Annotated in this window: 15 protein-coding genes; 7 read left to right on the forward strand and 8 right to left on the reverse strand. The window is 67.6% G+C overall.

Annotated features, from left to right (window positions below):
- Positions 1-36 precede the first annotated feature (36 nt).
- Entirely contained in the window at positions 37-1,455 is a 1,419-nt protein-coding gene (locus tag HV701_RS19050) for an MFS transporter (RefSeq protein WP_175134584.1), read from the forward strand.
- A 62-nt stretch (positions 1,456-1,517) separates the two neighbouring features.
- On the opposite strand, the gene HV701_RS19055 is transcribed toward HV701_RS19050, so the two are convergent.
- Complete coding sequence (locus tag HV701_RS19055; protein WP_175134618.1) at positions 1,518-2,138, reverse strand: chorismate--pyruvate lyase family protein; 621 nt, start codon at positions 2,136-2,138, stop codon at positions 1,518-1,520.
- 56 nt (positions 2,139-2,194) lie between these two features.
- On the opposite strand from HV701_RS19055, the gene HV701_RS19060 reads away from it, so the two are divergent.
- Entirely contained in the window at positions 2,195-2,926 is a 732-nt protein-coding gene (locus HV701_RS19060) for a pseudouridine synthase (protein WP_049074441.1), read from the forward strand.
- An 86-nt stretch (positions 2,927-3,012) separates the two neighbouring features.
- On the opposite strand, the gene HV701_RS19065 is transcribed toward HV701_RS19060, so the two are convergent.
- The gene (locus HV701_RS19065; RefSeq protein ID WP_175134619.1) at positions 3,013-3,918 is read right to left on the reverse strand and encodes a LysR family transcriptional regulator; all 906 of its coding nucleotides are present in this window, start codon (positions 3,916-3,918) and stop codon (positions 3,013-3,015) included.
- A 336-nt stretch (positions 3,919-4,254) separates the two neighbouring features.
- On the opposite strand from HV701_RS19065, the gene HV701_RS19070 reads away from it, so the two are divergent.
- Genes HV701_RS19070 through adeC form a run of 3 tightly spaced genes read left to right on the forward strand, consistent with a single transcriptional unit; the run spans position 4,255 to position 10,111 of the window.
- Positions 4,255-5,448 (forward strand): efflux RND transporter periplasmic adaptor subunit, encoded by a 1,194-nt coding sequence (locus tag HV701_RS19070; protein WP_236756759.1) that lies wholly within the window; start codon positions 4,255-4,257, stop codon positions 5,446-5,448.
- 14 nt (positions 5,449-5,462) lie between these two features.
- Positions 5,463-8,645, forward strand: a complete 3,183-nt coding sequence (locus HV701_RS19075; protein WP_175134585.1) for an efflux RND transporter permease subunit — start codon at positions 5,463-5,465, stop codon at positions 8,643-8,645.
- Positions 8,642-10,111 carry an AdeC/AdeK/OprM family multidrug efflux complex outer membrane factor gene (gene adeC / locus HV701_RS19080; RefSeq protein WP_175134586.1) on the forward strand — a complete coding sequence of 490 codons (1,470 nt, stop codon included), beginning with the start codon at positions 8,642-8,644 and terminating at the stop codon, positions 10,109-10,111. Before HV701_RS19075 ends, adeC begins: the two co-directional genes overlap by 4 nt.
- A gap of 74 nt (positions 10,112-10,185) precedes the next feature.
- Here the strand turns inward: adeC and HV701_RS19085 are convergent, their stop codons facing one another.
- On the reverse strand, positions 10,186-10,437 hold the full coding sequence (locus HV701_RS19085; RefSeq protein ID WP_175134587.1) for a GlsB/YeaQ/YmgE family stress response membrane protein: 252 nt from the start codon (positions 10,435-10,437) through the stop codon (positions 10,186-10,188).
- A gap of 142 nt (positions 10,438-10,579) precedes the next feature.
- Positions 10,580-11,194, reverse strand: a complete 615-nt coding sequence (locus HV701_RS19090; RefSeq protein ID WP_175134588.1) for an SCO family protein — start codon at positions 11,192-11,194, stop codon at positions 10,580-10,582.
- A gap of 248 nt (positions 11,195-11,442) precedes the next feature.
- Here HV701_RS19090 and HV701_RS19095 point away from each other — a divergent pair, with 248 nt between their 5' ends.
- Positions 11,443-12,195: a class I SAM-dependent methyltransferase gene (locus HV701_RS19095; RefSeq protein WP_175134589.1), complete on the forward strand. Its 753-nt coding sequence runs from the start codon at positions 11,443-11,445 to the stop codon at positions 12,193-12,195.
- Positions 12,196-12,238: 43 nt separating this feature from the next.
- Here the strand turns inward: HV701_RS19095 and HV701_RS19100 are convergent, their stop codons facing one another.
- The 4 genes from HV701_RS19100 to HV701_RS19115 all read right to left on the reverse strand — a co-directional run bounded on the left by HV701_RS19100 (position 12,239) and on the right by HV701_RS19115 (position 17,839).
- Complete coding sequence (locus HV701_RS19100; RefSeq protein WP_175134590.1) at positions 12,239-14,305, reverse strand: M3 family metallopeptidase; 2,067 nt, start codon at positions 14,303-14,305, stop codon at positions 12,239-12,241.
- A 249-nt stretch (positions 14,306-14,554) separates the two neighbouring features.
- Positions 14,555-15,406: a bifunctional methylenetetrahydrofolate dehydrogenase/methenyltetrahydrofolate cyclohydrolase FolD gene (gene folD, locus HV701_RS19105; RefSeq protein WP_175134591.1), complete on the reverse strand. Its 852-nt coding sequence runs from the start codon at positions 15,404-15,406 to the stop codon at positions 14,555-14,557.
- Positions 15,407-15,461: 55 nt separating this feature from the next.
- Positions 15,462-16,088, reverse strand: a complete 627-nt coding sequence (locus HV701_RS19110; protein ID WP_175134592.1) for a response regulator transcription factor — start codon at positions 16,086-16,088, stop codon at positions 15,462-15,464.
- Positions 16,085-17,839: a PAS domain-containing sensor histidine kinase gene (locus HV701_RS19115; RefSeq protein WP_175134593.1), complete on the reverse strand. Its 1,755-nt coding sequence runs from the start codon at positions 17,837-17,839 to the stop codon at positions 16,085-16,087. The genes HV701_RS19110 and HV701_RS19115 overlap by 4 nt, the downstream gene beginning before the upstream one ends.
- Before the next feature lie 348 nt (positions 17,840-18,187).
- Here HV701_RS19115 and aceE point away from each other — a divergent pair, with 348 nt between their 5' ends.
- A complete protein-coding gene (gene aceE / locus HV701_RS19120; RefSeq protein ID WP_175134594.1) occupies positions 18,188-20,896 on the forward strand; it encodes a pyruvate dehydrogenase (acetyl-transferring), homodimeric type in 2,709 nt (902 codons plus the stop codon).
- Positions 20,897-20,901 lie beyond the last annotated feature (5 nt).

A 20,901-nucleotide genomic window follows, 5' to 3' on the forward strand; every position in this document is an offset into this window, starting at 1 on the left:
GCGGCCTTCCTGACTTCATCTCCGAGTTCGATCGACATGCATTCCAATACCCCTCCCGCGGCGATCCATGCCGCCGCCGCGCGCCCCGCGGCCGCATCCCCCTGGCCGGTCTTCTGGATCGCCAGCGTGGCCGTGTTCCTGGTCTCGCTGGACGCCACCATGCTCTATGCCGCGTTCGGCGCCATGCGCGCCGGCTTTCCCCAGGCCTCGGCGGCCGACATGTCGTGGGTGTTGAACGCCTACACGGTGGTCTACGCCGCCATGCTGATCCCCTCCGGCGGACTGGCCGACACGCATGGTCGCAAGCGCATGTTCATGCTCGGCGTATTGCTGTTCCTGGCGGCCTCGGCCGCCTGTGGCCTGGCCGGCAGCGTGGGCGGGCTGATCGCGGCGCGCGTGGCGCAGGCGGTCGGCGCGGCGCTGCTGACGCCGGCCTCGCTGTCGATTGTGCTGGCGGCGTTCCCGGCCTCGCAGCGCTCGGTGGCGGTGAGCCTGTGGGGCGCGGTGGCCGCGCTGGCGGCGGCGGTCGGCCCCAGCCTAGGCGCGTTCGTGGTCGATGCCGCCGGCTGGCCGTGGGCGTTCTACATCAACCTGCCGCTGGGGGCGCTGTCGCTGTGGTTCGGCGCCGGCCGGCTCAAGGAGTCGGTGCGGCCCGAAGCGCGGCGGCGCGTCGATGGCGTTGGCATGGCGCTGCTGATGGCGGGCGTGGGCGCGGTGGCGCTGTCGATCGTGCAGTCGGAATCACCGCACTGGAGTCCCGGCGAGCTGTGGATGGTGGCGGCGTTGGGGCTGGCATCGCTGGCGGCGTTCGTCGGCTGGGCGCGCGCCACACCGCACCCGCTCGTGGACCTGGCGCTGTTCAAGCACCGCACCTATCGCTACGTGAACCTGGCGACGTTCAGCTTTGGCATCGCCTTCGCCATGATGTTCTTCGCCTTCTTCTTCTACATGACCGGCGTCTGGCACTACAGCCTGCCGCGCGCCGGACTAGCCGTCACGCCGGGGCCTCTGTTGGTGATGCCGACGGCGATCATCACCGGCAGGCTCGCGGCCCGCATGGGGCATCGCCCGTTCCTGGTGGGAGGCGCCCTGGTCTATGCCACCAGCGGCCTGTGGTTTCTGCTGGTGCCGGGCGTCGAACCGGCCTATCTGGCGCATTGGCTGCCGGGACTGTTGTTGAGCGGGCTGGGCGTGGGCATGGTGCTGCCGTCGCTGGCCGGCGCCGCGGTCAACCGCCTGCCGCCGCAGCACTACGCGGTGGGCAGCGCCGTCAACCAGGCCACGCGCCAGATCGGCGCGGTGCTGGGGGTGGCGTTGACGGTGCTGCTGCTGGGCAAGGGCACATTGAGCCACGCGGACTTCGATCCGGTGTACATCGGCCATGTCGGCCTGGCGCTGTTGACGGGCGTGCTGTGCCTGGCGGTCGATACGCGGCCGAGGCCCGCCCATGCTTGAGCGTCGGCGCGGCGCGCGAGGGGGCGCTGGGGTGCGGCGCGCGGCCGGCCGCCGCCTCGTGGCTAGCGCGGCGTGCGTTGGTGTGGCACCAGCGGCGGCGCCGCGCGGCCGCTCACCAGATCCCAGAAATCGGGCAGGAAGCACTCGGCCACCAGCAGCGGCTGGCCCTGGCGCCAGAACACCGAGCGCCGCGCCCAGACCCGGTCGGCGTCGCGCGCGCGGCCATGGGCGGCCAGCGCGGCGGCTGCCGTGGCGTGAAATGGCACCGGCCAGGCCAGCCGCCGGCAGGCGAACGGCGACCGGATCACGGTGCTGTCGTGATACAGCATGTCCGCCAGAGGCCGCGTGAGAAGCCGCCGCATGCCCTGCCAGGCCCCATGCGAGGCGCGCAGCGGTGTCAGGCTGCGCGCCGGCACGCTGTCGACGCCGTCCACCGACATCAGCACCTCGCGCACCCAGACGGGCGCGCCAGGCGCGATGCGCATGGCCCGCGCCTCGTCGGCGGGGGCGCCGTCGGCGTATTCGGCCAGCACCCGCAGGCGCACCTGGCCGACCTGGCGCAGGCCGGCGGTCAGGGCGCCGGGGCGGAACAGCCAATGGCGCTGGGAAAGGGTCAGGACGGGCGGAGCGCTGGCCAGCCAGCCGGCGGCCAGGGGAGGGCGATGTGCTGCTGCTGAGGTCATCATGGCTGCGTATTATGCCAAGGCCGGCGCCAGGGCCTGCGCATACAATACCGCCCATGGAAAAAGTACGAATCTCCAAGCTCATGTCCGAGCGTGGACTCTGTTCGCGCCGCGAGGCCGACAGCTATATCGAGCGCGGCTGGGTGCGGGTCGACGGCGAAGTGGTGTCCGAACTGGGCGCGCGCGCCTTCCCGAACCAGGTCATCACCCTGGAACGCGCCGCGCAGGCGCGCCAGACCTCGCGCGTCACCATCCTCATCAACAAGCCGGTGGGCTATGTCTCGGGCCAGGCCGAAAAGGGCTACACGCCCGCGGTCGCCCTGATCGACGCGCGTTCGCGCTTTGCCGGCGACCGCAGTCCGCAGCGCTTCGAGCGCGGCCACCTGGACGGCCTGGCCGTGGCCGGACGGCTGGACATCGATTCGCAGGGCCTGCTGGTGCTGACGCAGGACGGCCGCGTGGCCAAGCTGCTGATCGGCGAGGACTCCAGCATCGACAAGGAATACCTGGTGCGGGTGCAGGGCGAGCTGTCCGAGAACGGCCTGGCGCTGCTCAACCATGGCCTGTCGCTGGACGGCAAGGCGCTCAAGCCGGCCCAGGTGCGCTGGCAGAATCACGACCAGTTGCGTTTCGTGCTGCGCGAGGGCAAGAAGCGCCAGATCCGCCGCATGTGCGAACTGGTGGGCCTGAAAGTGGTCGGCCTGAAGCGTGTGCGCATTGGCCGCGTGGCCCTGGGCGACCTGCCGCTGGGACAGTGGCGCTATCTGCGCGACGACGAACGCTTCTGACCGGGGCGGGCGCGATGCGCCACCCGCCCGGCGCAGCGGCGGCCGCCGGCCATACACAAATTTTTCAGTCTGTTTCCGGCCGCCCTTCATTTCATGAATGGCGCGGTATCCTTCGCCTGCCCGCCGCCGCACAGACGCTCCATCAGAAACTCGATGAAGATCCGGGTCTTGGCGGGCAGCAGCCGGGTCTCGGTGACGGCATAGACCGGGAACGGGCCCAGTTGCCAGTCCGGCAGGACGCGGCGCAACTGGCCCGACTTCTGCTCGGCGGTCTGGCCGCCGACCAGCACGGTGATGCCCGCGCCCAGCATCGCCAGGCGCCGGGCCATCGCCACGCCGTTGACGGAAAAGCGGTTGCCGGGCGTGAATTCGATGTGCTGGTCGCCGCTGTTGAGCGGCCAGCGCGTCACGCGCCCGGCGCCTTCGGCGCGGAATTCGATGCACTCGTGGCGGGTCAGATCGCTGGGGTGCCTCGGTTCTCCGTGCTTCTCCAGGTATTCGCGCGAGGCGTACAGGTGGGCCGGCAGCATGCCCAGCAGCCTGGCAATCTGCGTCGAGTCGGGCAGTTCGCCGATCTCGATGGAAATATCGCAGGTCTGGAACACGCGTTGCGCGTGGTCGGGATTGGCAAGATCCAGGAAAAAGGTGACGTCGGGATAGCGGCGCGAAAATTCCATGAACGATTCAGCCAGGAAATCCGTGCCGAAATCCGCCGGCATGTTCACCCGCAGCGGGCCCGACGGCGTGTCGACCAGCTTCTGCAGTTCTTCGTGGGCGATCTGGGCTTCGGCCACGATGCGCTGGCAGCGTTCGAAGTACAGACGGCCGGCGTCGGTCAGCTCCACCTTGCGGGTGGTGCGGCTGAGCAGGCGCAGGCCGACCGAACGTTCCAGTTCGGCCACCTGGCGGGACAGTGTCGATTTGGGCACCCCCAGGGCGGCCGCCGCACGGCTGAAACTGTGCGTCTTGGCCACCTCCACGAAGAGTTCCATGCCTTGTAAGCGTTTCATGACAGGGATTCTGTCACACGATGGGCTGAATTATTGTCCCATTTCTGGAATGATGTTTTCTCAATATGCCTCTTTGTTTCTCGGGCGGGATAACGCAAAATGCCGATTCTGCATTGCAGCATAGTGTCGAAGCCCTGCCTGAATGTCTGAGGCGAAACCACACCCCAGTCAATCCTCACGAGCCGAACCGATGCGTGGTTCGGCTCACGCCGCGGTTGCCGCCGGGTTTCCGGCGGCAACCGCGGTCTCGCTGCGGGCGCCGGCCCGGCGGGCGGGCGCGAGGGCTACCTTTTTAGTTGGAAATCGGGAATGCAATCTATGAACAAGAAAAGCGCGATGTGGCGCGGTGCGGCGGTGCTCACGCTGACGGCATCGGCCCTGACGTTGGCCGCTTGCGGCAAGAAACAGGAAGCGCCCCAGGCGGGCAAGCCGCAGGTGACGGTGGTCACCCTGACCACCAAACCGGTTTCCCTGACCACTGAATTGCCGGGCCGCACCGCGTCGTTCCGCGTCGCCGAAGTGCGGCCGCAGGTCAATGGCATCGTGCAGAAGCGCCTGTTCACCGAAGGCGGCGAGGTCAAGGCGGGCCAGCAGCTCTACCAGATCGATCCCGCGCTCTACCAGGCCAGCCTCGACAGCCAGAAGGCCGCCCTGGCGCGCGCGCAGGCGCAGCAGAAGACCGCCGCGCTGCTGGCCGAGCGCTACAAGCCGCTGGTGGCCACCCGCGCCGTCAGCCAGCAGACCTATGACAACGCCGTGGCCGCGCGCGACCAGGCCGCCGCCGACGTGCTCTCGGCCAAGGCCGCGCTCGACACCGCGCGCATCAACCTGGTCTACACCAAGGTGCTGTCGCCGATCAGCGGCATCATCGGCCGTTCCTCGGTCACCGAGGGCGCCCTGGTCACCGCCAACCAGGCCAGCGCGCTCGCCGCCGTACAGCAGATCGATCCGATCTACGTCGACGTGACCCAGTCCAGTGTGCAACTGCTGCGCCTGCAGAGCGCCCTGGCCAGCGGCCAGTTGCAGAAGGCCGAGGGCGAGCAGGCCGCGCTGGTATCGCTGACGCTGGAGGACGGCTCGCAGTATGCCCAGCAGGGCAAGCTGCAATTCTCCGAAGTCACGGTCGACCCCGGCACGGGCTCGGTCACCTTGCGCGCGGTGTTCCCCAACCCGGACCGCCGCCTGCTGCCGGGCATGTTCGTGCGCGCCCGCCTGATCGACGGCGTGGCCGTCGACGGCCTGCTGGTGCCGCAGCGCGGCGTGACGCGCAACCAGCGCGGCCAGCCGACGGCGCTGGTGGTCAATGCCGAGAACAAAGTCGAACTGCGGCAACTCAAGACCGACCGCGCCATTGGCGACCAGTGGCTGGTGACGGACGGCCTGAAAGCCGGCGACAAGGTCATCGTGGAAGGCTTGCAGATGGTGCGGCCGGGTGTCGAGGTGGTTGCCACCGAAGCCGGCGCCAAGCCGGCGCAGCAACCGCAAGCGGGCGCCGCGGCGGCCAAGCAGTAGTCAGGGAGCCTTGCATGGCAAAGTTTTTTATCGATAGACCGGTTTTCGCCTGGGTGATCGCGATCGTGCTGATGATGGCCGGCGCGCTGTCCATCCTGAAGCTGCCGGTGTCGCAGTATCCGAACATCGCGCCGCCGGCCATCGGCATCGCGGTGACCTATCCGGGCGCCTCGGCGCAGACGGTGCAGGACACCGTGGTGCAGGTGATCGAGCAGCAGATGAACGGCCTTTACGGCCTGGAATACATCTCCTCGGAAAGCAACTCCGACGGCAGCATGTCGATCACGCTGACGTTCCGCCAGGGCACCAACCCCGACACCGCCCAGGTGCAGGTGCAGAACAAGCTGTCGCTGGCGCAGCCGCTGCTGCCGCAGGAAGTGCAGCAGCAGGGCATCCGCGTCACCAAGGCCACCAAGAACTTCCTGATCGTGGCGGGCTTCGTGTCCACCGACGGCACGATGACCAAGGACGACCTGGCCGACTATGTCGCCTCGTACGTGCAGGATCCCATCAGCCGCACGCAGGGTGTGGGCGACTTCCAGCTGTTCGGCTCGCAGTACGCCATGCGCATCTGGCTGGACCCGGCCAAGCTGTTGAACTACGGCCTGACCACGGTCGACGTGGTCAACGCCATCAAGGAACAGAACGTCCAGGTCTCGTCCGGCCAGTTGGGCGGCCTGCCGGCGGTGCGCGGGCAGCAGCTCAATGCCACCATCATCGGCCCGTCGCGCCTGGAGAAGCCGGAAGACTTCGGCCGCATCCTGCTCAAGGTCAACTCCGACGGGTCGCAGGTGCGCCTGGCCAACGTCGCCCGCATCGAGCTGGGCGGCCAGACCTACGCCATCGACAGCTACTACAACGGCAAGCCCGCCGCCGGCCTGGCGATCAAGCTGGCCCCGGGCGCCAACGCGCTCGACACGGCGCAGGCGGTGCGCGACACCATCAACAACCTCAAGCCGTATTTCCCGCCGGGCATGGACGTGGTCTATCCGTACGACACCACGCCGTTCGTCAGCCTGTCGATCGAGGAAGTGTTCAAGACGCTGGTGGAAGCCATCATCCTGGTGTTCCTGGTGATGTACCTGTTCCTGCAGAACTTCCGCGCCACGCTGATCCCGACCCTGGCGGTGCCGGTGGTGCTGCTGGGCACCTTCGGCGTGCTGGCGGCGTTCGGCTATTCCATCAACACGCTGACAATGTTCGGCATGGTGCTGGCCATCGGCCTGCTGGTGGACGACGCCATCGTGGTGGTGGAAAACGTCGAACGCGTGATGGCCGAGGAGGGCCTGACGCCCAAGCAGGCCACGCGCAAGTCCATGAGTCAGATCACCGGCGCGCTGATCGGCATAGCCATGGTGCTGGCGGCGGTGTTCATCCCGATGGCGTTCTTCGGCGGCTCGACCGGCGTGATCTATCGCCAGTTCTCCATCACCATCGTGTCCTCGATGGTGCTGTCGGTGATCGTCGCCATTGTCTTCACGCCGGCGCTGTGCGCCACGCTGCTCAAGCCGATTCCCAAGGGCCACCACGGCACCAAGCGCGGCTTTTTCGGCTGGTTCAACCGCGCCTTCGACCGCAGCAGCCACGGCTACGCCAATACCGTGGCGCGCGGCCTGGGCCGCACCAAGCGCCTGATGGTGGTGTACCTGGCCATCGTCATCGCCATGGGCTGGATGTTCACCCGCATCCCGACCGCGTTCCTGCCGGCCGAAGACCAGGGCATCCTGTTCGCCCAGATCCAGACGCCCGCCGGCGCCACCGCCGAACGCACCAAGGCCGTCATCGACGAGGCCACCCACTACCTGCTGACCGAAGAGAAGGACGCGGTCACGTCGGTGTTCGCGGTCAACGGCTTCAATTTCGGCGGCCGCGGCCAGAATGCCTCGATCCTGTTCATCAAGCTGCGCGACTGGGAAGACCGTGGCGCCGCGAGGCTCAAGGCGGCCGCCGTGGCGGCGCGCGCCAACGCCCATTTCCGCAAGACTGAGCGCGACGCCATGCTGTTCGTGGTGCCGCCGCCCTCGGTGATGGAACTGGGCAACGTCGACGGTTTCGACTTCCAGTTGATGGACCGCGCCGGCGTGGGCCACGAAAAACTGCTGGCCGCGCGCAACCAGTTGCTGGGCGAGGCGGCGCAAAGCAAGATCCTGCAGGGCGTGCGGCCCAACGGCATCGAGGACGCGCCCCAATACCAGCTCGACATCGACCGCGAAAAGGCGCGCGCGCTCGGCGTGGCGGTGTCGGACATCAACAGCACGCTGTCGACCGCCTGGGGCTCGTCGTACGTCAACGACTTCATCGACCGCGGCCGCGTCAAGAAGGTGTTCGCGCAGGGCGAGGCCTCGGCGCGCATGCTGCCCGAAGACCTGGATAAATGGTACGTGCGCAACAAAGATGGCGACATGGTGCCGTTCTCGGCGTTCGCCAAGGCCACCTGGAGCTTCGGTCCGCAGAAGCTGAACCGCTACAACGGCGTGCCGTCGTACAACATCCAGGGCCAGGCGGCGCCGGGCTACAGCTCGGGCGCCGCCATGGACGAAATGGAACGCATCGCCAGCAAGCTGCCCGCCGGGGTGGGCTTCGAATGGACCGGCATGTCGTACGAAGAACGCCTGTCGGGCGCCCAGGCGCCGGCGCTGTACGCGATCTCGCTGATCGTGGTATTCCTGTGCCTGGCCGCGTTGTATGAAAGCTGGACCATCCCGTCCGCGGTCATGCTGGTGGTGCCGCTGGGCATCATCGGGGCGCTGGGAGCGACGATGCTGCGCGGCCTGTCCAATGACGTGTACTTCCAGGTGGGCCTGTTGACGACCATCGGCCTGGCGGCCAAGAACGCCATCCTGATCGTGGAGTTCGCCAAGGAACACTACGAGGCCGGCGCGAGCCTGACGGAATCGGCGATCCACGCCGCCCGCCAGCGCCTGCGCCCGATCCTGATGACGTCGCTGGCGTTCATCCTGGGCGTGGTACCGCTCGCGATCTCCTCGGGCGCCGGTTCGGGCAGCCAGAACGCCATCGGCACGGGCGTGATCGGCGGCATGCTGACCGCGACCTTCCTGGCCATCTTCTTCGTCCCCGCGTTCTTCGTGATCATGCTGCGCCTGTTCAAGGTGGAACGCATGAGCGCGCGGCGCGACAAGCACGACCCCAGCGCCAATGAGGCGCAGGACGTGACCGCCGAAGGAAAACCGCAATGAAGCTGCAGATGAGAACCCTGGTTTCCCTTTCCCTGGCGGCGGCCCTGGCGGGCTGCTCGCTGGCCCCGACCTACGAGCGGCCCGACGCGCCGGTGTCCCCGGCCTATCCGAGCGGTCCGGCCTACAAGGCCGATCCCACCGGCGCGGTGGCCACGGCCGACATCGGCTGGCGCGACTTCTTCACCGACCCGCTGCTGCAGCAGCTGATCGGGCTGTCGCTGGCCAACAACCGCGACCTGCGCGTGGCGGCGCTGAACGTCGAGGCCGCGCGCGCTCAGTACCGTATCCAGCGCGCCGACCTGCTGCCCAGCGTCGGCATCGCCGGCAAGGAGACCGCGCAACGCACGCCGGCCGACCTGTCGCCCAGCGGACAGGCCACCACCAGCCACAACTACCAGGTCGGCGCCGCGCTGTCCTCCTGGGAACTGGATCTGTTCGGCCGCATCCGCAGCCTGAGCGACAAGGCGCTGGAATCGTACCTGGCGCTGGACGAGACCCGCACCGCGACCCAGCTGACGCTGATCGCCGAGGTGGCCAACGCCTACCTGACGCTGCGCGCCGACCAGGAACTGCTGAGCCTGACGCGCGATACGCTCAAGAGCCAGGACGATTCTTACCAACTGACCAAGCAGAGCTATGACCAGGGCGTGGCAACCGCGCTCGACCTGAGCCAGGCCGAAGTGTCGCTGCGCACGGCCCAGCGCAACCTGTCGCAGTACACGCGCCAGGCCGCGCAGGACCGCAACGCGCTGGTGCTGCTGGTGGGCCAGCCGCTGTCGCCGGACATCTCGGCGGCGCTGGACAACGCCGTCAAGCTTGACGACGCCATGTTGCCGACCGCGCTGCCGGCCGGCCTGCCGTCCGAACTGCTGGCGCGCCGCCCCGACATCCGCGCGGCCGAACACCAGCTCAAGGGCGCCAATGCCAACATCGGCGCGGCGCGCGCGGCGTTCTTCCCGACCATCAGCCTGACGGGCAGCGCCGGCACCGCCAGCGCCAGCCTGGGCGGCCTGTTCAACGCGGGCTCCGGCGCCTGGAGCTTCGTGCCGCAGATCACGGTGCCGATCTTCGCCGGCGGCTCGCTGCTGGCCGGCCTGGACCTGGCCAAGGTGCAGAAGAACATCCAGGTCGCGCAGTACGAGAAAACCATCCAGACCGGTTTCCGCGAAGTGGCCGACGCGCTTGCCGGCCGCGGCACGCTGGACGAGCAGATCCAGGCGCAGCAGCTGCTGGTGGCCGCCAACCAGCGCGCCTATGACCTGTCCGAGCAGCGCTTCCGCCAGGGCATCGACGACTACCTGACGGTGCTCGATTCGCAACGTTCGCTCTACAGCGCGCAGCAGGCGCTGGTCGACGCCCGCCTGTCGCGCCTGTCCAACCTGGTCACCTTGTACAAGGTGCTCGGGGGCGGCTGGACCGAGCGCACCGTCACGGCGGCTCCCGCGACGGCCGGCCAGCCGGGCTGAACGTCACCGCGCCGGGCATGAAAAAAGCGGGCCGATCGAAAGATCGGCCCGCTTTGCATGAGGCGCGCTGCGAGTCAGCCGCGCTTCTTGGCGATCATGCCGACGACGAACAGCACGATGATCGCGCCCACCACCGAGCCGATCCAGCCCGCCGGTTCGCCCGGGGCGTACCAACCCAGGGTCTGGCCGAGGAAGCCGGCCACCACCGACCCGACGATGCCCAGGATGGTGGTCATGATGATCCCCATGTTCTGGTCTCCCGGCATGATCGCGCGGGCAATCAGCCCGACGACGAAACCGACGATGATCATGATGATGATGCTCATGCGCATACTCCTTGCGAGGGTAAAGGGCGAAGTGCCCTGATATTACCCATGCGCGCGGCGGGCGCACTGTAACAACTGGTGTGTGGCGCAAGCGCGCAACATGCTGCGGTGCATCGCCGATGCAGCAATGTTGCAAGCGGCCTTACGAGGTCAGGTCGATCAGCTGGCGCAGATCCTTGGTCATGGCCTCGATGCTGTCGGTGTCCGAGGCCAGCAGGCGGGCGCGGCCCTGATTGTCGAAAATATACACGCCACGGCTGTGCGTCACGTCGTACTGATCGGCATCGTCGCCGGGCCGGGGTTTTTCGATCTGGTAGGCCACGCGATAGCGGCGCGCCAGGTCGGCCACCTGCTTTTCGTTGCCGGTCACGCCGATGGCCTGGCTGTTGAAGGCGTTGACGTAGGCCTGCAGGATGTCCGGCGTGTCGCGATGCGGATCGACGCTGACGAACACGATACGCACGTCGCGCGCTTTCTCGCCCAGGTTGTGCAACACCGCCGTCAGCTGCGCCATGGTGGTGGGGCAGATGTCGGGGCAACTGGCATAGCCGAAGAACAGCAGCACGGTCTTGCCCTTGAGGTCGTCGCTGCTGACCGTCTTGCCGCCCGCGCCCGGCAGCGAGAATTTCAGGTCGGGCAGGTGGCCCTTGATGTTGTAGAGGGTCCAATCGACATTGCGTTCGCCGCAGGCGGCAAGCAGCATGCACAAGGCCAGGAAGAGGCCGCGCCAGGCGCGGCCGGTAAGCAGGTGTCGCATGGGTTTCATCGCCGGTTGCAGGGATAAACCCATCGATTCTACCCGCAGGCGGCAAGGTGGCCGGGCAGGGCGGCCGGGCCGGAGTTGTCCTGGCGCAAGACGCATGCAGGTCCTTGCGCGACGCCGCGCGCGGACCCGGTTGTGAAGCTTTGTCGGAATATTGTTGGAGATCTGGCAAAACAGCATGCGCAGAGGGGCCGCGCCCGCTACATTTCAGGACCGTGTCAGTAACCGTCGAGGTGGCCATCATGCATCCCGCGGCCCGTCATGCCTTGGGCTATCCCTATTTTCCGTACTACCCCGTGGTGCTCGAGATCCTGCGCAGCCGCCTGGCGGACAGTGTGCTGGATGCACCGTGCGGCCCAGGCTGGCTGGGCGACATGGCGCGCCGCGCCATCGGGCGCGAAGTCCAGGTGGATGGCATCGGCCCGGCCGCGTTGATGGCGCCGGCCAGCGGCTACCGGCGCCTGACCGCCCACGACCTGGAAGCGCCGCTGCCCGTGGCCGCGCCCTATGACGCGGTGGTCTGTAGCGAAGCGCTGCACCGGGCGCCCAGCCCGGGTTCGCTGGTGCGCGGCTTGCATGACGCGTTGCGGCCGGGCGGCACGCTGGTACTGACCGCGCCCAATGCGGGCCACGTTCGGACCCGTCTGCGGACGCTGGCGCGCGGCGTCCATGCCGACCCGTGGTCCGGCGCGGCGCATGCGGAAGGCGCACTGTTTCCATTGGGCTTTGCGCAGGTGCACCAGCTGCTGGCGCATCACGGCCTGCGTGACATCACCCTGCATGCCGTGGCAGAGCCGGGCCGGCCCGGCGCGCTCGATCGGCTGCTGGCCTGGCCGGCGCGGCGCTATTGCCAGGCCCGCCTGGCGCAGGCGCAGGACGAAGACCGCCGCCATTTCTGGCGCCAGGCCGGCTCGGACGCGGCGGTGTTCGGTCGCTGGCTGGTGGTGTCGGCGCGTCGCCCGCCACGATGCGCCAATGGCGCAACGGTGCCATGAAAAACGGCCCGCGCAGGGCGGGCCGCGTTTCGCGCCTGGCCGTTCAGGCCGGGCTCATGCCGCTATGCCGCAGCAGCGCGTCGATGCGCGGCGCGCGGCCGCGGAAGGCCGCGAACGATTCGGCCGCGGGACGCGAACCGCCCACAGCCAGCACTTCGCGGCGAAAGCGCGCGCCGGTGGCCGGATCGAGCGTACCGAGAGCGTTGCCGGCTTGGCGGGCGGCGGCTTCTTCGAAGGCCTCGTAGGCATCGGCCGACAACACCTCGGCCCACTTGTAGCTGTAGTAGCCGGCGCCGTAGCCGCCGGCGAACAGGTGCGAGAAGGCATGCGGCAGGCGGTGCCAGGCCGGCGGGAACAGCACCGCGACCTCGGCGCGCACTTCCTGCAGCAGCGCCAGCACTTCAGCGATGCTGGCGCCCTTGGCGCGGTCGTGCATCAGCATGTCGAACAGCGCGAACTCGATCTGGCGCACGGTCTGCATGCCGCTCTGGTAGTTGCGGGCCGCGACCAGGCGGTCGTAGAGCGCGCGCGGCAGCGGTTCGCCGCTGTCGACGTGGGCCGACAGCTTCTGCACCACGGCCCATTCCCAGCAGAAGTTCTCCATGAACTGCGAGGGCAGTTCGATGGCATCCCATTCGACGCTGGCGAAGGCGGCGGCGCCGGGCTCGTCCACTTCCGACAGCAGTGCGTGCAGGGCGTGGCCGGTTTCGTGGAACAGCGTGATGACATCATCGTGCGTCAGCACGGCGGCGCGGTCGCCGTTGGGGCGCGAGAAATTGCAGGTCAGGTAGGCGATCGGCGTCTGCACGCGGCCGGCGACCACGCGGCGGGTGCGTTCGCTGTCGACCCAGGCGCCGCTCTGCTTGCCGGCGCGGGCGTACAGGTCCAGGTAGAGGTAGCCGATCAGCTCGCCCTTGGGGCTCTCGACGCGCACGCCGCGCACGTCGGCATGCCACGATGACACCGGCGTCTGCGCCAGGCGCACGTCGAACAGCGTCTCGATGACTTCGAACAGGCCGGACAGCACGCGCGGCTCGGTGAAGTACTGCTTGACCTCGTCCTCGGAGTAGGCGTAGCGCGACTCGCGCAGGCGCTCGGAGGCATAGGCCACGTCCCACGGCTGCAGCTCGGCCAGGCCGAGTTCGGCGGCGGCGTAGGCGCGCAGTTCGGCCAGGTCGCGCTCGGCGTAGGGCTTGGCGCGCGCGGCCAGGTCGCGCAGGAAGGTAGTGACCTCCTTGGCGTCGCGCGCCATGCGCGTCTGCAGGCGCAGCGCGGCGAAGGTGCCCAGGCCCAGCAGGGCCGATTCCTCGGCGCGCAGCGCCAGCAGTTCCTCGATCAGGGGCGAGTTGTCGAATTGCGCGTCGCCCTGTTCGGACGCCACCGTGCCATAGCCGCGGTACAGCGCCTCGCGCAGCGCGCGGTCCTGCGCGTACTGCATGACGGGCAGGTAGCACGGCATCTTCAGCGTCAGCTTCCAGCCCGGCTGGCCGTCTTCCTCGGCGGCGGCGCGGGCGGCGGCGCGCACGTCGGCCGGAATGCCCGCCAGGCGCGCCTCGTCGTCGATCAGCAGCGACCAGGCGTCGATGGCGTCCAGCACGTTCTCGGAGAATTTCTGCGAGGCCTGCGCCTCGCGGTCGGAAATCGCGGCATAGCGTTCGCGGTCGGCGCCGCGCAGCTCGACGCCGCTCAGGCGGAAGTCGCGCAGGGCCATCTCGACGATGCGGCGGCGCACCGGCGGCCACGCGGCGAAATCGGGCGCGGCGGCCAGGCGCTGGTATTGCTGGTACAGGCCTTCGTGCAGGCCGACCCAGGTCGAGAACTCGGTGACCAGCGGCAGGGCGGCGTTGTAGGCCTCGCGCAGTTCGGGGGTGTTGACCACGGCGTTCAGGTGGCCGGCCACCGACCACGCGCGCCACAGCCGTTCGGATGCGGTATCCAGCGGCTCGACCACGGCTTCCCAGGTGGGCGCCAGCGCCGGATCGGCGGCGCGGTCCACGGCCTGGCGGGCGATACCCAGCAGCTCCTCGATGGCGGGCACGACGTGGGCGGGTTTGACCGCCTGGTAGTCGACCAGGTCGGAGACGGGGGCGAGCAGGGGATTCTGGGTCATGGTGTTACCAAGTGCGTGAAAGGGGCGGGCGGCATGCGAGCGCGCCGGCAGGCATAAGGTTCAGGTTGGGGCGGCCCGCTGAAAAGCAAGGGCGGGGCCGCTGCCCGCGGTCGCGGGAGGCGCGCCCCGCGGAAGAGGCGCCGGATTCCGCGCGCGGCGCCCAGAGACGACTGTGGGTTTGCCCCCCGTCCCCCGGAAAGGGCGCGGGGCAAACCCACAGGGGCGCTGCGGTGGGGCGGACGGCCGGCTTCAGGCCGCGGCCCGTTCCGCCGCTTCGACGGTATTGACCAGCAGCATGGCGATGGTCATGGGGCCGACACCGCCCGGCACGGGGGTGATGGCGCCGGCCACCTGGCTGGCGGAGGCGAAATCGACGTCGCCGCACAGCTTGCCGTCGGCGCCGCGGTTGATGCCCACGTCGATGACGACGGCGCCGGGCTTGATCATCGAGCCGTCGATCATGCCGGGCTTGCCGGTGGCCACCACCAGCACGTCGGCGCGGCGGGTCTGGGCCGCCAGGTCGCGCGTCTTGGAGTTGCAGAGGGTGATGGTGGCGCCGGCGGCCAGCAGCAGCATGGCCATGGGCTTGCCGACGATATTGCTGGCGCCGACGATCACGGCCTCGGCGCCGCGCAGGGCCACGCCTTCCGATTCCAGCATCTTCATGACGCCATAGGGCGTGCAGGGGCGGAACAGCGGCTGGCCGGTCATCAGCAGGCCGGCGTTGCTGACGTGGAAGCCGTCCACGTCCTTCTCGGCGGCGATGGCCTCGATGACCTTGTGCGCGTCCATGTGCTTGGGCAGCGGCAGTTGCACCAGGATGCCGTGGATGGACGGATCGCGGTTCAGCTTGTCGATGCGGGCCAGCAGTTCGGCCTCGGTCATGTCGGCGGGGTACTGCTCCTTGACGGAGTGCAGGCCGGCCTTCTCGCAGGCCGCGACCTTGTTGCGCACGTACACCTGGGAGGCGGGGTCTTCCCCCACCAGCACCACGGCCAGGCCGGGGCGGGTGCCCTTGGCGGCCAGGGCGGCAACGCGTTGGGCGACTTCTTCGCGGATGCGCTGCGACAGGGCGGCGCCGTCAATAATTCTTGCGGACATTAGGCAACCTCCGCGCGGCGCGCTACGGTATTCGCCTTGGGAACGGCCCGGCGGCTCATGCATGCGCCTCCGGTTTGGCCAAGGCCACTTTCATCAGATCGGCAACGGTAGTCACTTCTAGTTTTTCCATGATGTTGGCGCGGTGCGCCTCGACGGTCTTGATGCTGATGCCCAGGTCGTCGGCGATCTGCTTGTTCAAGCGGCCGGCGACGATGCGCTCGAGCACCTGCTGCTCGCGCGCGGTCAGGCGCGCCAGCATGGCTTCGTGGTCTTTCTGGGCCTGGTGCTTGCTCACGCGTTGCGTGGCCTGCTCCAGCATGCGCGCCACGATTTCGCGCAGATCGGATTCGTTGAACGGCTTTTCCAGGAAGTCCACCGCGCCCTTCTTCATGGTCGACACGGCCATCGGCACGTCGCCGTGGCCGGTGATGAAGACGATGGGCAGGGGGGCGTTGCGGGCGATCAGCTGTTCCTGCAGTTCCAGGCCGCTCATGCCGGGCATGCGCACGTCGGCGATCAGCACGCCGACCTGGCCGGGGTCGTAATCTTCCAGGAACGATTCGCCGCTGGCGTAGGCGCGGACGCGGTAGCCGTTGGCCTCAAGCAGCCAGCGCAGCGAATCGCGGACCGCTTCGTCGTCGTCAACAATGAATACCGTGCTCGACAGGTGGGGCGTGTTCATGCGTGCAACTCCTCGGACTGATCATTCTGAGCCTGCGTCTGAGACGCAGCGCAGGGCAGGGTAAAGCGGAAAATAGTACCGCCGGCGGGGTTCGGGTCCGCCCACAGGCGGCCGTGGTGCGATTCGATAATGGTACGGCAGATATTCAGGCCCATGCCCAGGCCCTGGGTCTTGGTGCTGAAGAAGGGTTCGAACAGGCGTTCGGGCTCGGCCAGGCCGTGGCCGCGGTCGACCACCGCGACCTCGATGTGCTGCTCGTGCAGGATCACGGCCACCTTCAGCTCGTCGGACTCGCTGTTTTCCATGGCTTCCAGACCGTTCTTGAGCAGGTTCAGCAGCACCTGCTCGATCAGGATCGGGTCGGCCAGCACGTCCGGCGCGTTCGACGGCACGAAGCTGTCGATGCGGATGCGGCGCTTGCGGGCGTCGATCTCGGCAAAACCGATGGCGTTGTCGACGATGCGGCCGATCGCCACGCGCTGGCGGCGCGGCTCGCTGCGCTTCACGAATTCGCGGATGCGGCTGATGATCTTGCCGGCGCGCTCGGCCTGCGAGGCGGCCTTTTCCAGGGCCGGCAGCAGCATGTTGGGGCTGGTGTGGCCGGCCTTGACCAGGGCCACCGCGCCCATGCTGTAGTTGGCGATGGCGGTCAGCGGCTGGTTCAGTTCGTGCGCCAGCGACGAGGCCATCTCGCCCATGGTGGTCAGGCGGCTGGTGAGCTGGATCTTCTCCTGCTGCACGCGCGAGGCTTCTTCATGGGTGCGGCGCTCGGTGATGTCGCGCGCCACCTGCATGCGCACGCGGCGGCCGTCGGTCCAGGCCAGCATGCGGTGGTGCACTTCGAACCAGCGCTGCACCGAGGGCGCGAACACTTCCACCGATTCGTCGGTGAAGCGGCCGCGGCGGCCGGCCAGCAGTTCGTCGTGGCCGCCGGTCTGGGCGCCGAACACGCGCCGGTAGGTGCGGTTGGCGAACAGCAGTTCCAGGCCGTCGTGGGTGTCGGCGGTGACCGAAATGGCGTCGTCCAGGCCTTCCAGCACTGTCATGAAGCGCTCGTGCGCGGCGGTCAGGGCCTCGCGGATGCGCTTGGGCTCGGTGATGTCGGTCATCGACGTCATCCAGCCGATCTGGTTGCCGTTCGGGTCCAGCAGCGGCGACACGTACATGCGCGCCGTGAAGCGCGAGCCGTCGCGGCGCTGGGCCTCGACTTCCAGGCCGCTGCTGGGCGTCTTGCCGGACATCAGCACGTCCAGGGTGTGCTGGTGCTGTTCATGGCGGCCCGGCACCCAATAGGGGAAGGGCGGGCTGCGGCCGATCAGGTCGGCCTCGTTCCAGCCGATCATGCGGCAGAAGGCCGGATTGACGTAGGCGATGCGGCCTTCCATATCCAGCACGCGCATGCCGGTGGACATGGAGTTCTCCATGGCGCGGCGAAATCCGGTCTCGGCGATCAGCGCGGCCTCGGCGGCCGAGCGGAAACGGGTATAGCGCCACAGCATCAGCAGGCTGATGACGATCACGCACGACAGCGCCAGCACCACCCAGATCAGGCGCTGCTGCCGCATTTCCTGGTCGATGGTCACGAACATGACGCTGTCGTCATGGATGCGCTGCAACCAGAAGAACACCGCCATCACACAGATATAGAGGATCAGCACCATCGCGGGCGTGACCCAGTACACCCCGCGTCGTCGCGTGCGGGCGTGGTCATGGAACGGCGTGGGTATATTGGACTTGGGCGCGCTGGACATGGAATTCGGGTCGGATAGACCGGGCATTTTAGTGCGTGTCGGCGCGGAATTGCCGGGAATCAAGCCCGCGGGCAGGGAGATCGGCTAAAAAAGTGGGCGATATCCTTTTCAGCTTCTGTTCATAATTTCATCTTATGAAATGCCGTACCGCAACATGAAATTTTCCTTGCGAGCGGTTAATCTTCCTTTTTAGAATGCCGGCTGACAGGGGGCCACCCCCGCCATCCAGCACAACACCCCGACCCATGCATGGCATGGTAGCCCGGATGATCCCGACTACCATGGCGTGTCCGCGAGCATACAAATAAGCGGGTGTGGTCACGAACGAACCCCAACAGGAGACACACGATGTCCTCTTTCGCCCAGGCTGGCGCCGCACAGGCTGCCAACGACGAAGACACCCTAGAAACCCAGGAGTGGCTCGAAGCCCTGGCGGCAGTCCTTGATCGCGAAGGACCGCAGCGCGCGCACTACCTGCTGGAACGCCTGATCGATGAGGCCCGCCGTTCCGGCGCCCACATCCCGTTCTCGCCCAATACCGCCTACGTCAACACGATTCCGCCCGGCCTGGAGCCGGCGCACCCGGGCAACCTGGAACTGGAATCGCGCATCCGCTCGTACGTGCGCTGGAACGCCATGGCCATGGTGGTCAAGGCCAACAAGCACAACCCGCCGGATGGCGGCGACCTGGGCGGCCACATCGCCTCGTTCGCCTCGCTGGCCACCATGATCGGCTGCGGCCAGAACCACTTCTGGCACGCCGAGACCGAAGACCACGGCGGCGACCTGGTCTACTTCCAGGGCCACACCTCGCCTGGCATGTACGGCCGCGCCTACCTCGAAGGCCGTCTGACCGAAGAACAGCTGAACCATTTCCGCCAGGAAGTGGACGGCAAGGGCCTGTCCTCTTACCCGCATCCGAAGCTGATGCCGGAATTCTGGCAGTTCCCCACCGTGTCGATGGGCCTGGGCCCGCTGATGGCCATCTACCAGGCCCGCTTCCTCAAGTACCTGCACGCCCGCGGCATCGCCGACACCAGCAAGCGCAAAGTCTGGGTGTTCTGCGGCGACGGCGAAATGGATGAACCCGAGTCGCTTGGCGCCATCGCCCTGGCCGCGCGTGAAAAGCTCGACAACCTGATCTTCGTCATCAACTGCAACCTGCAGCGCCTGGACGGTCCGGTGCGCGGCAACGGCAAGATCATCCAGGAACTGGAAGGCGACTTCCGCGGTTCCGGCTGGAACGTGATCAAGCTGATCTGGGGCGGCTACTGGGATCCGCTGCTGGCGCACGACAAGGAAGGCATCCTGCGCAAGATCATGGAGGAAACCGTCGACGGCGAGTACCAGGCGTACAAGGCCAACGACGGCAAGTTCGTGCGCGAGCATTTCTTCGGCAAGCATCCCAAACTGCTGGAAGCCGTGTCGCGCATGAGCGACGAGGACATCTGGCGCCTGAACCGTGGCGGCCACGATCCGCACAAGGTCTATGCTGCGTTCGACGCCGCCGCCAAGCACGAAGGCCAGCCGACCGTGATCCTGGCCAAGACCATCAAGGGCTACGGCATGGGCCACGTGGGCCAGGCCAAGAACCCGACCCACCAACAGAAGAAGCTGGAGCTGGACTCGATCCGCGAATTCCGCGACCGCTTCGGCATCCCCATCCCGGACGACCAACTGGCCGACCTGCCGTACTTCAAGCCGGCGGAAGATTCGCCCGAAATGAAGTACCTGCACGAGCGCCGCGCCGCGCTGGGCGGCTACCTGCCGCGCCGCCGCGCCAAGGCCGACGAGCAGCTCAAGGCCCCGGCCCTGGACGCCTTCAAGGCCGTGCTGGAACCCACCGCCGAAGGCCGTGAGATCTCCACTACCCAGGCCTTCGTGCGCATCCTGAACCAGGTGCTGCGCGACAAGGAACTGGGCCCGCGCGTCGTGCCGATCCTGGCCGACGAATCGCGCACCTTCGGCATGGAAGGCCTGTTCCGCCAGATCGGCATCTACGCGCCGGAAGGCCAGAAGTACGTGCCGGTCGACAAGGACCAGGTCATGTACTACAAGGAGTCGGCCGACGGCCAGCTCCTGCAGGAAGGCATCAACGAGGCGGGCGCGATGAGCTCGTGGATCGCGGCGGCCACGTCGTACTCCTCGAACAATCGCATCATGATCCCGTTCTTCATCTACTACTCGATGTTCGGGTTCCAGCGCATCGGTGACCTGGCCTGGGCGGCTGGCGACATGCAGGCGCGCGGTTTCCTGCTGGGCGGCACCGCCGGGCGCACCACGCTCAATGGCGAAGGCCTGCAGCACGAAGACGGCCACAGCCACATCCTGGCCTCGACCATCCCCAACTGCGTCTCGTACGACCCGACCTTCGGCCACGAACTGGCCGTGATCATCCAGCATGGCCTCAAGCGCATGGTGGAAGACCAGGAAAACGTCTACTACTACCTGACGGTGATGAACGAGAACTACCCGCAGCCTGGCCTGAGCGCCGGCGACGAGGAAGGCATCATCAAGGGCATGTACAAGCTCAAGTCGCACGGCAAGGGCAAGAACCGCGTGCAGCTGATGGGCTCGGGCACGATCCTGCGCGAAGTCATGGCGGCGCAGGAACTGCTGGAAGCCGATTGGGGCGTGGCCTCGGACCTGTGGAGCGTCACCAGCTTCACCGAACTGCGCCGCAACGGCCTCGATGTCGAGCGCCACAACATGCTGCACCCCGAAGAGAAGACGCCGCAGGTCGCCTACGTCACGGAGCAGTTGGCCAAGACGGACGGCCCGATCATCGCCTCGACCGACTACATGAAGCTGTTTGCGGACCAGATCCGTCCGTTCGTGCCCAAGGGCCGCGAATACAAGGTGCTGGGCACCGACGGTTTCGGCCGTTCGGATTTCCGCGCCAAGCTGCGCGAGCACTTCGAAGTGGACCGCCACTTCGTCGTGGTCGCCGCGCTGCGCGCGCTGGCCGACGAAGGCAAGGTGCCGGTGGCCAAGGTGGCCGAAGCCATCAAGAAGTACGGCATCAACCCGAACAAAGCCAACCCGCAATACGCCTGAGGGTA

The sequence above is a fragment of the Achromobacter pulmonis genome, from assembly GCF_902859765.1.
Classification (GTDB): domain Bacteria; phylum Pseudomonadota; class Gammaproteobacteria; order Burkholderiales; family Burkholderiaceae_B; genus Achromobacter; species Achromobacter pulmonis.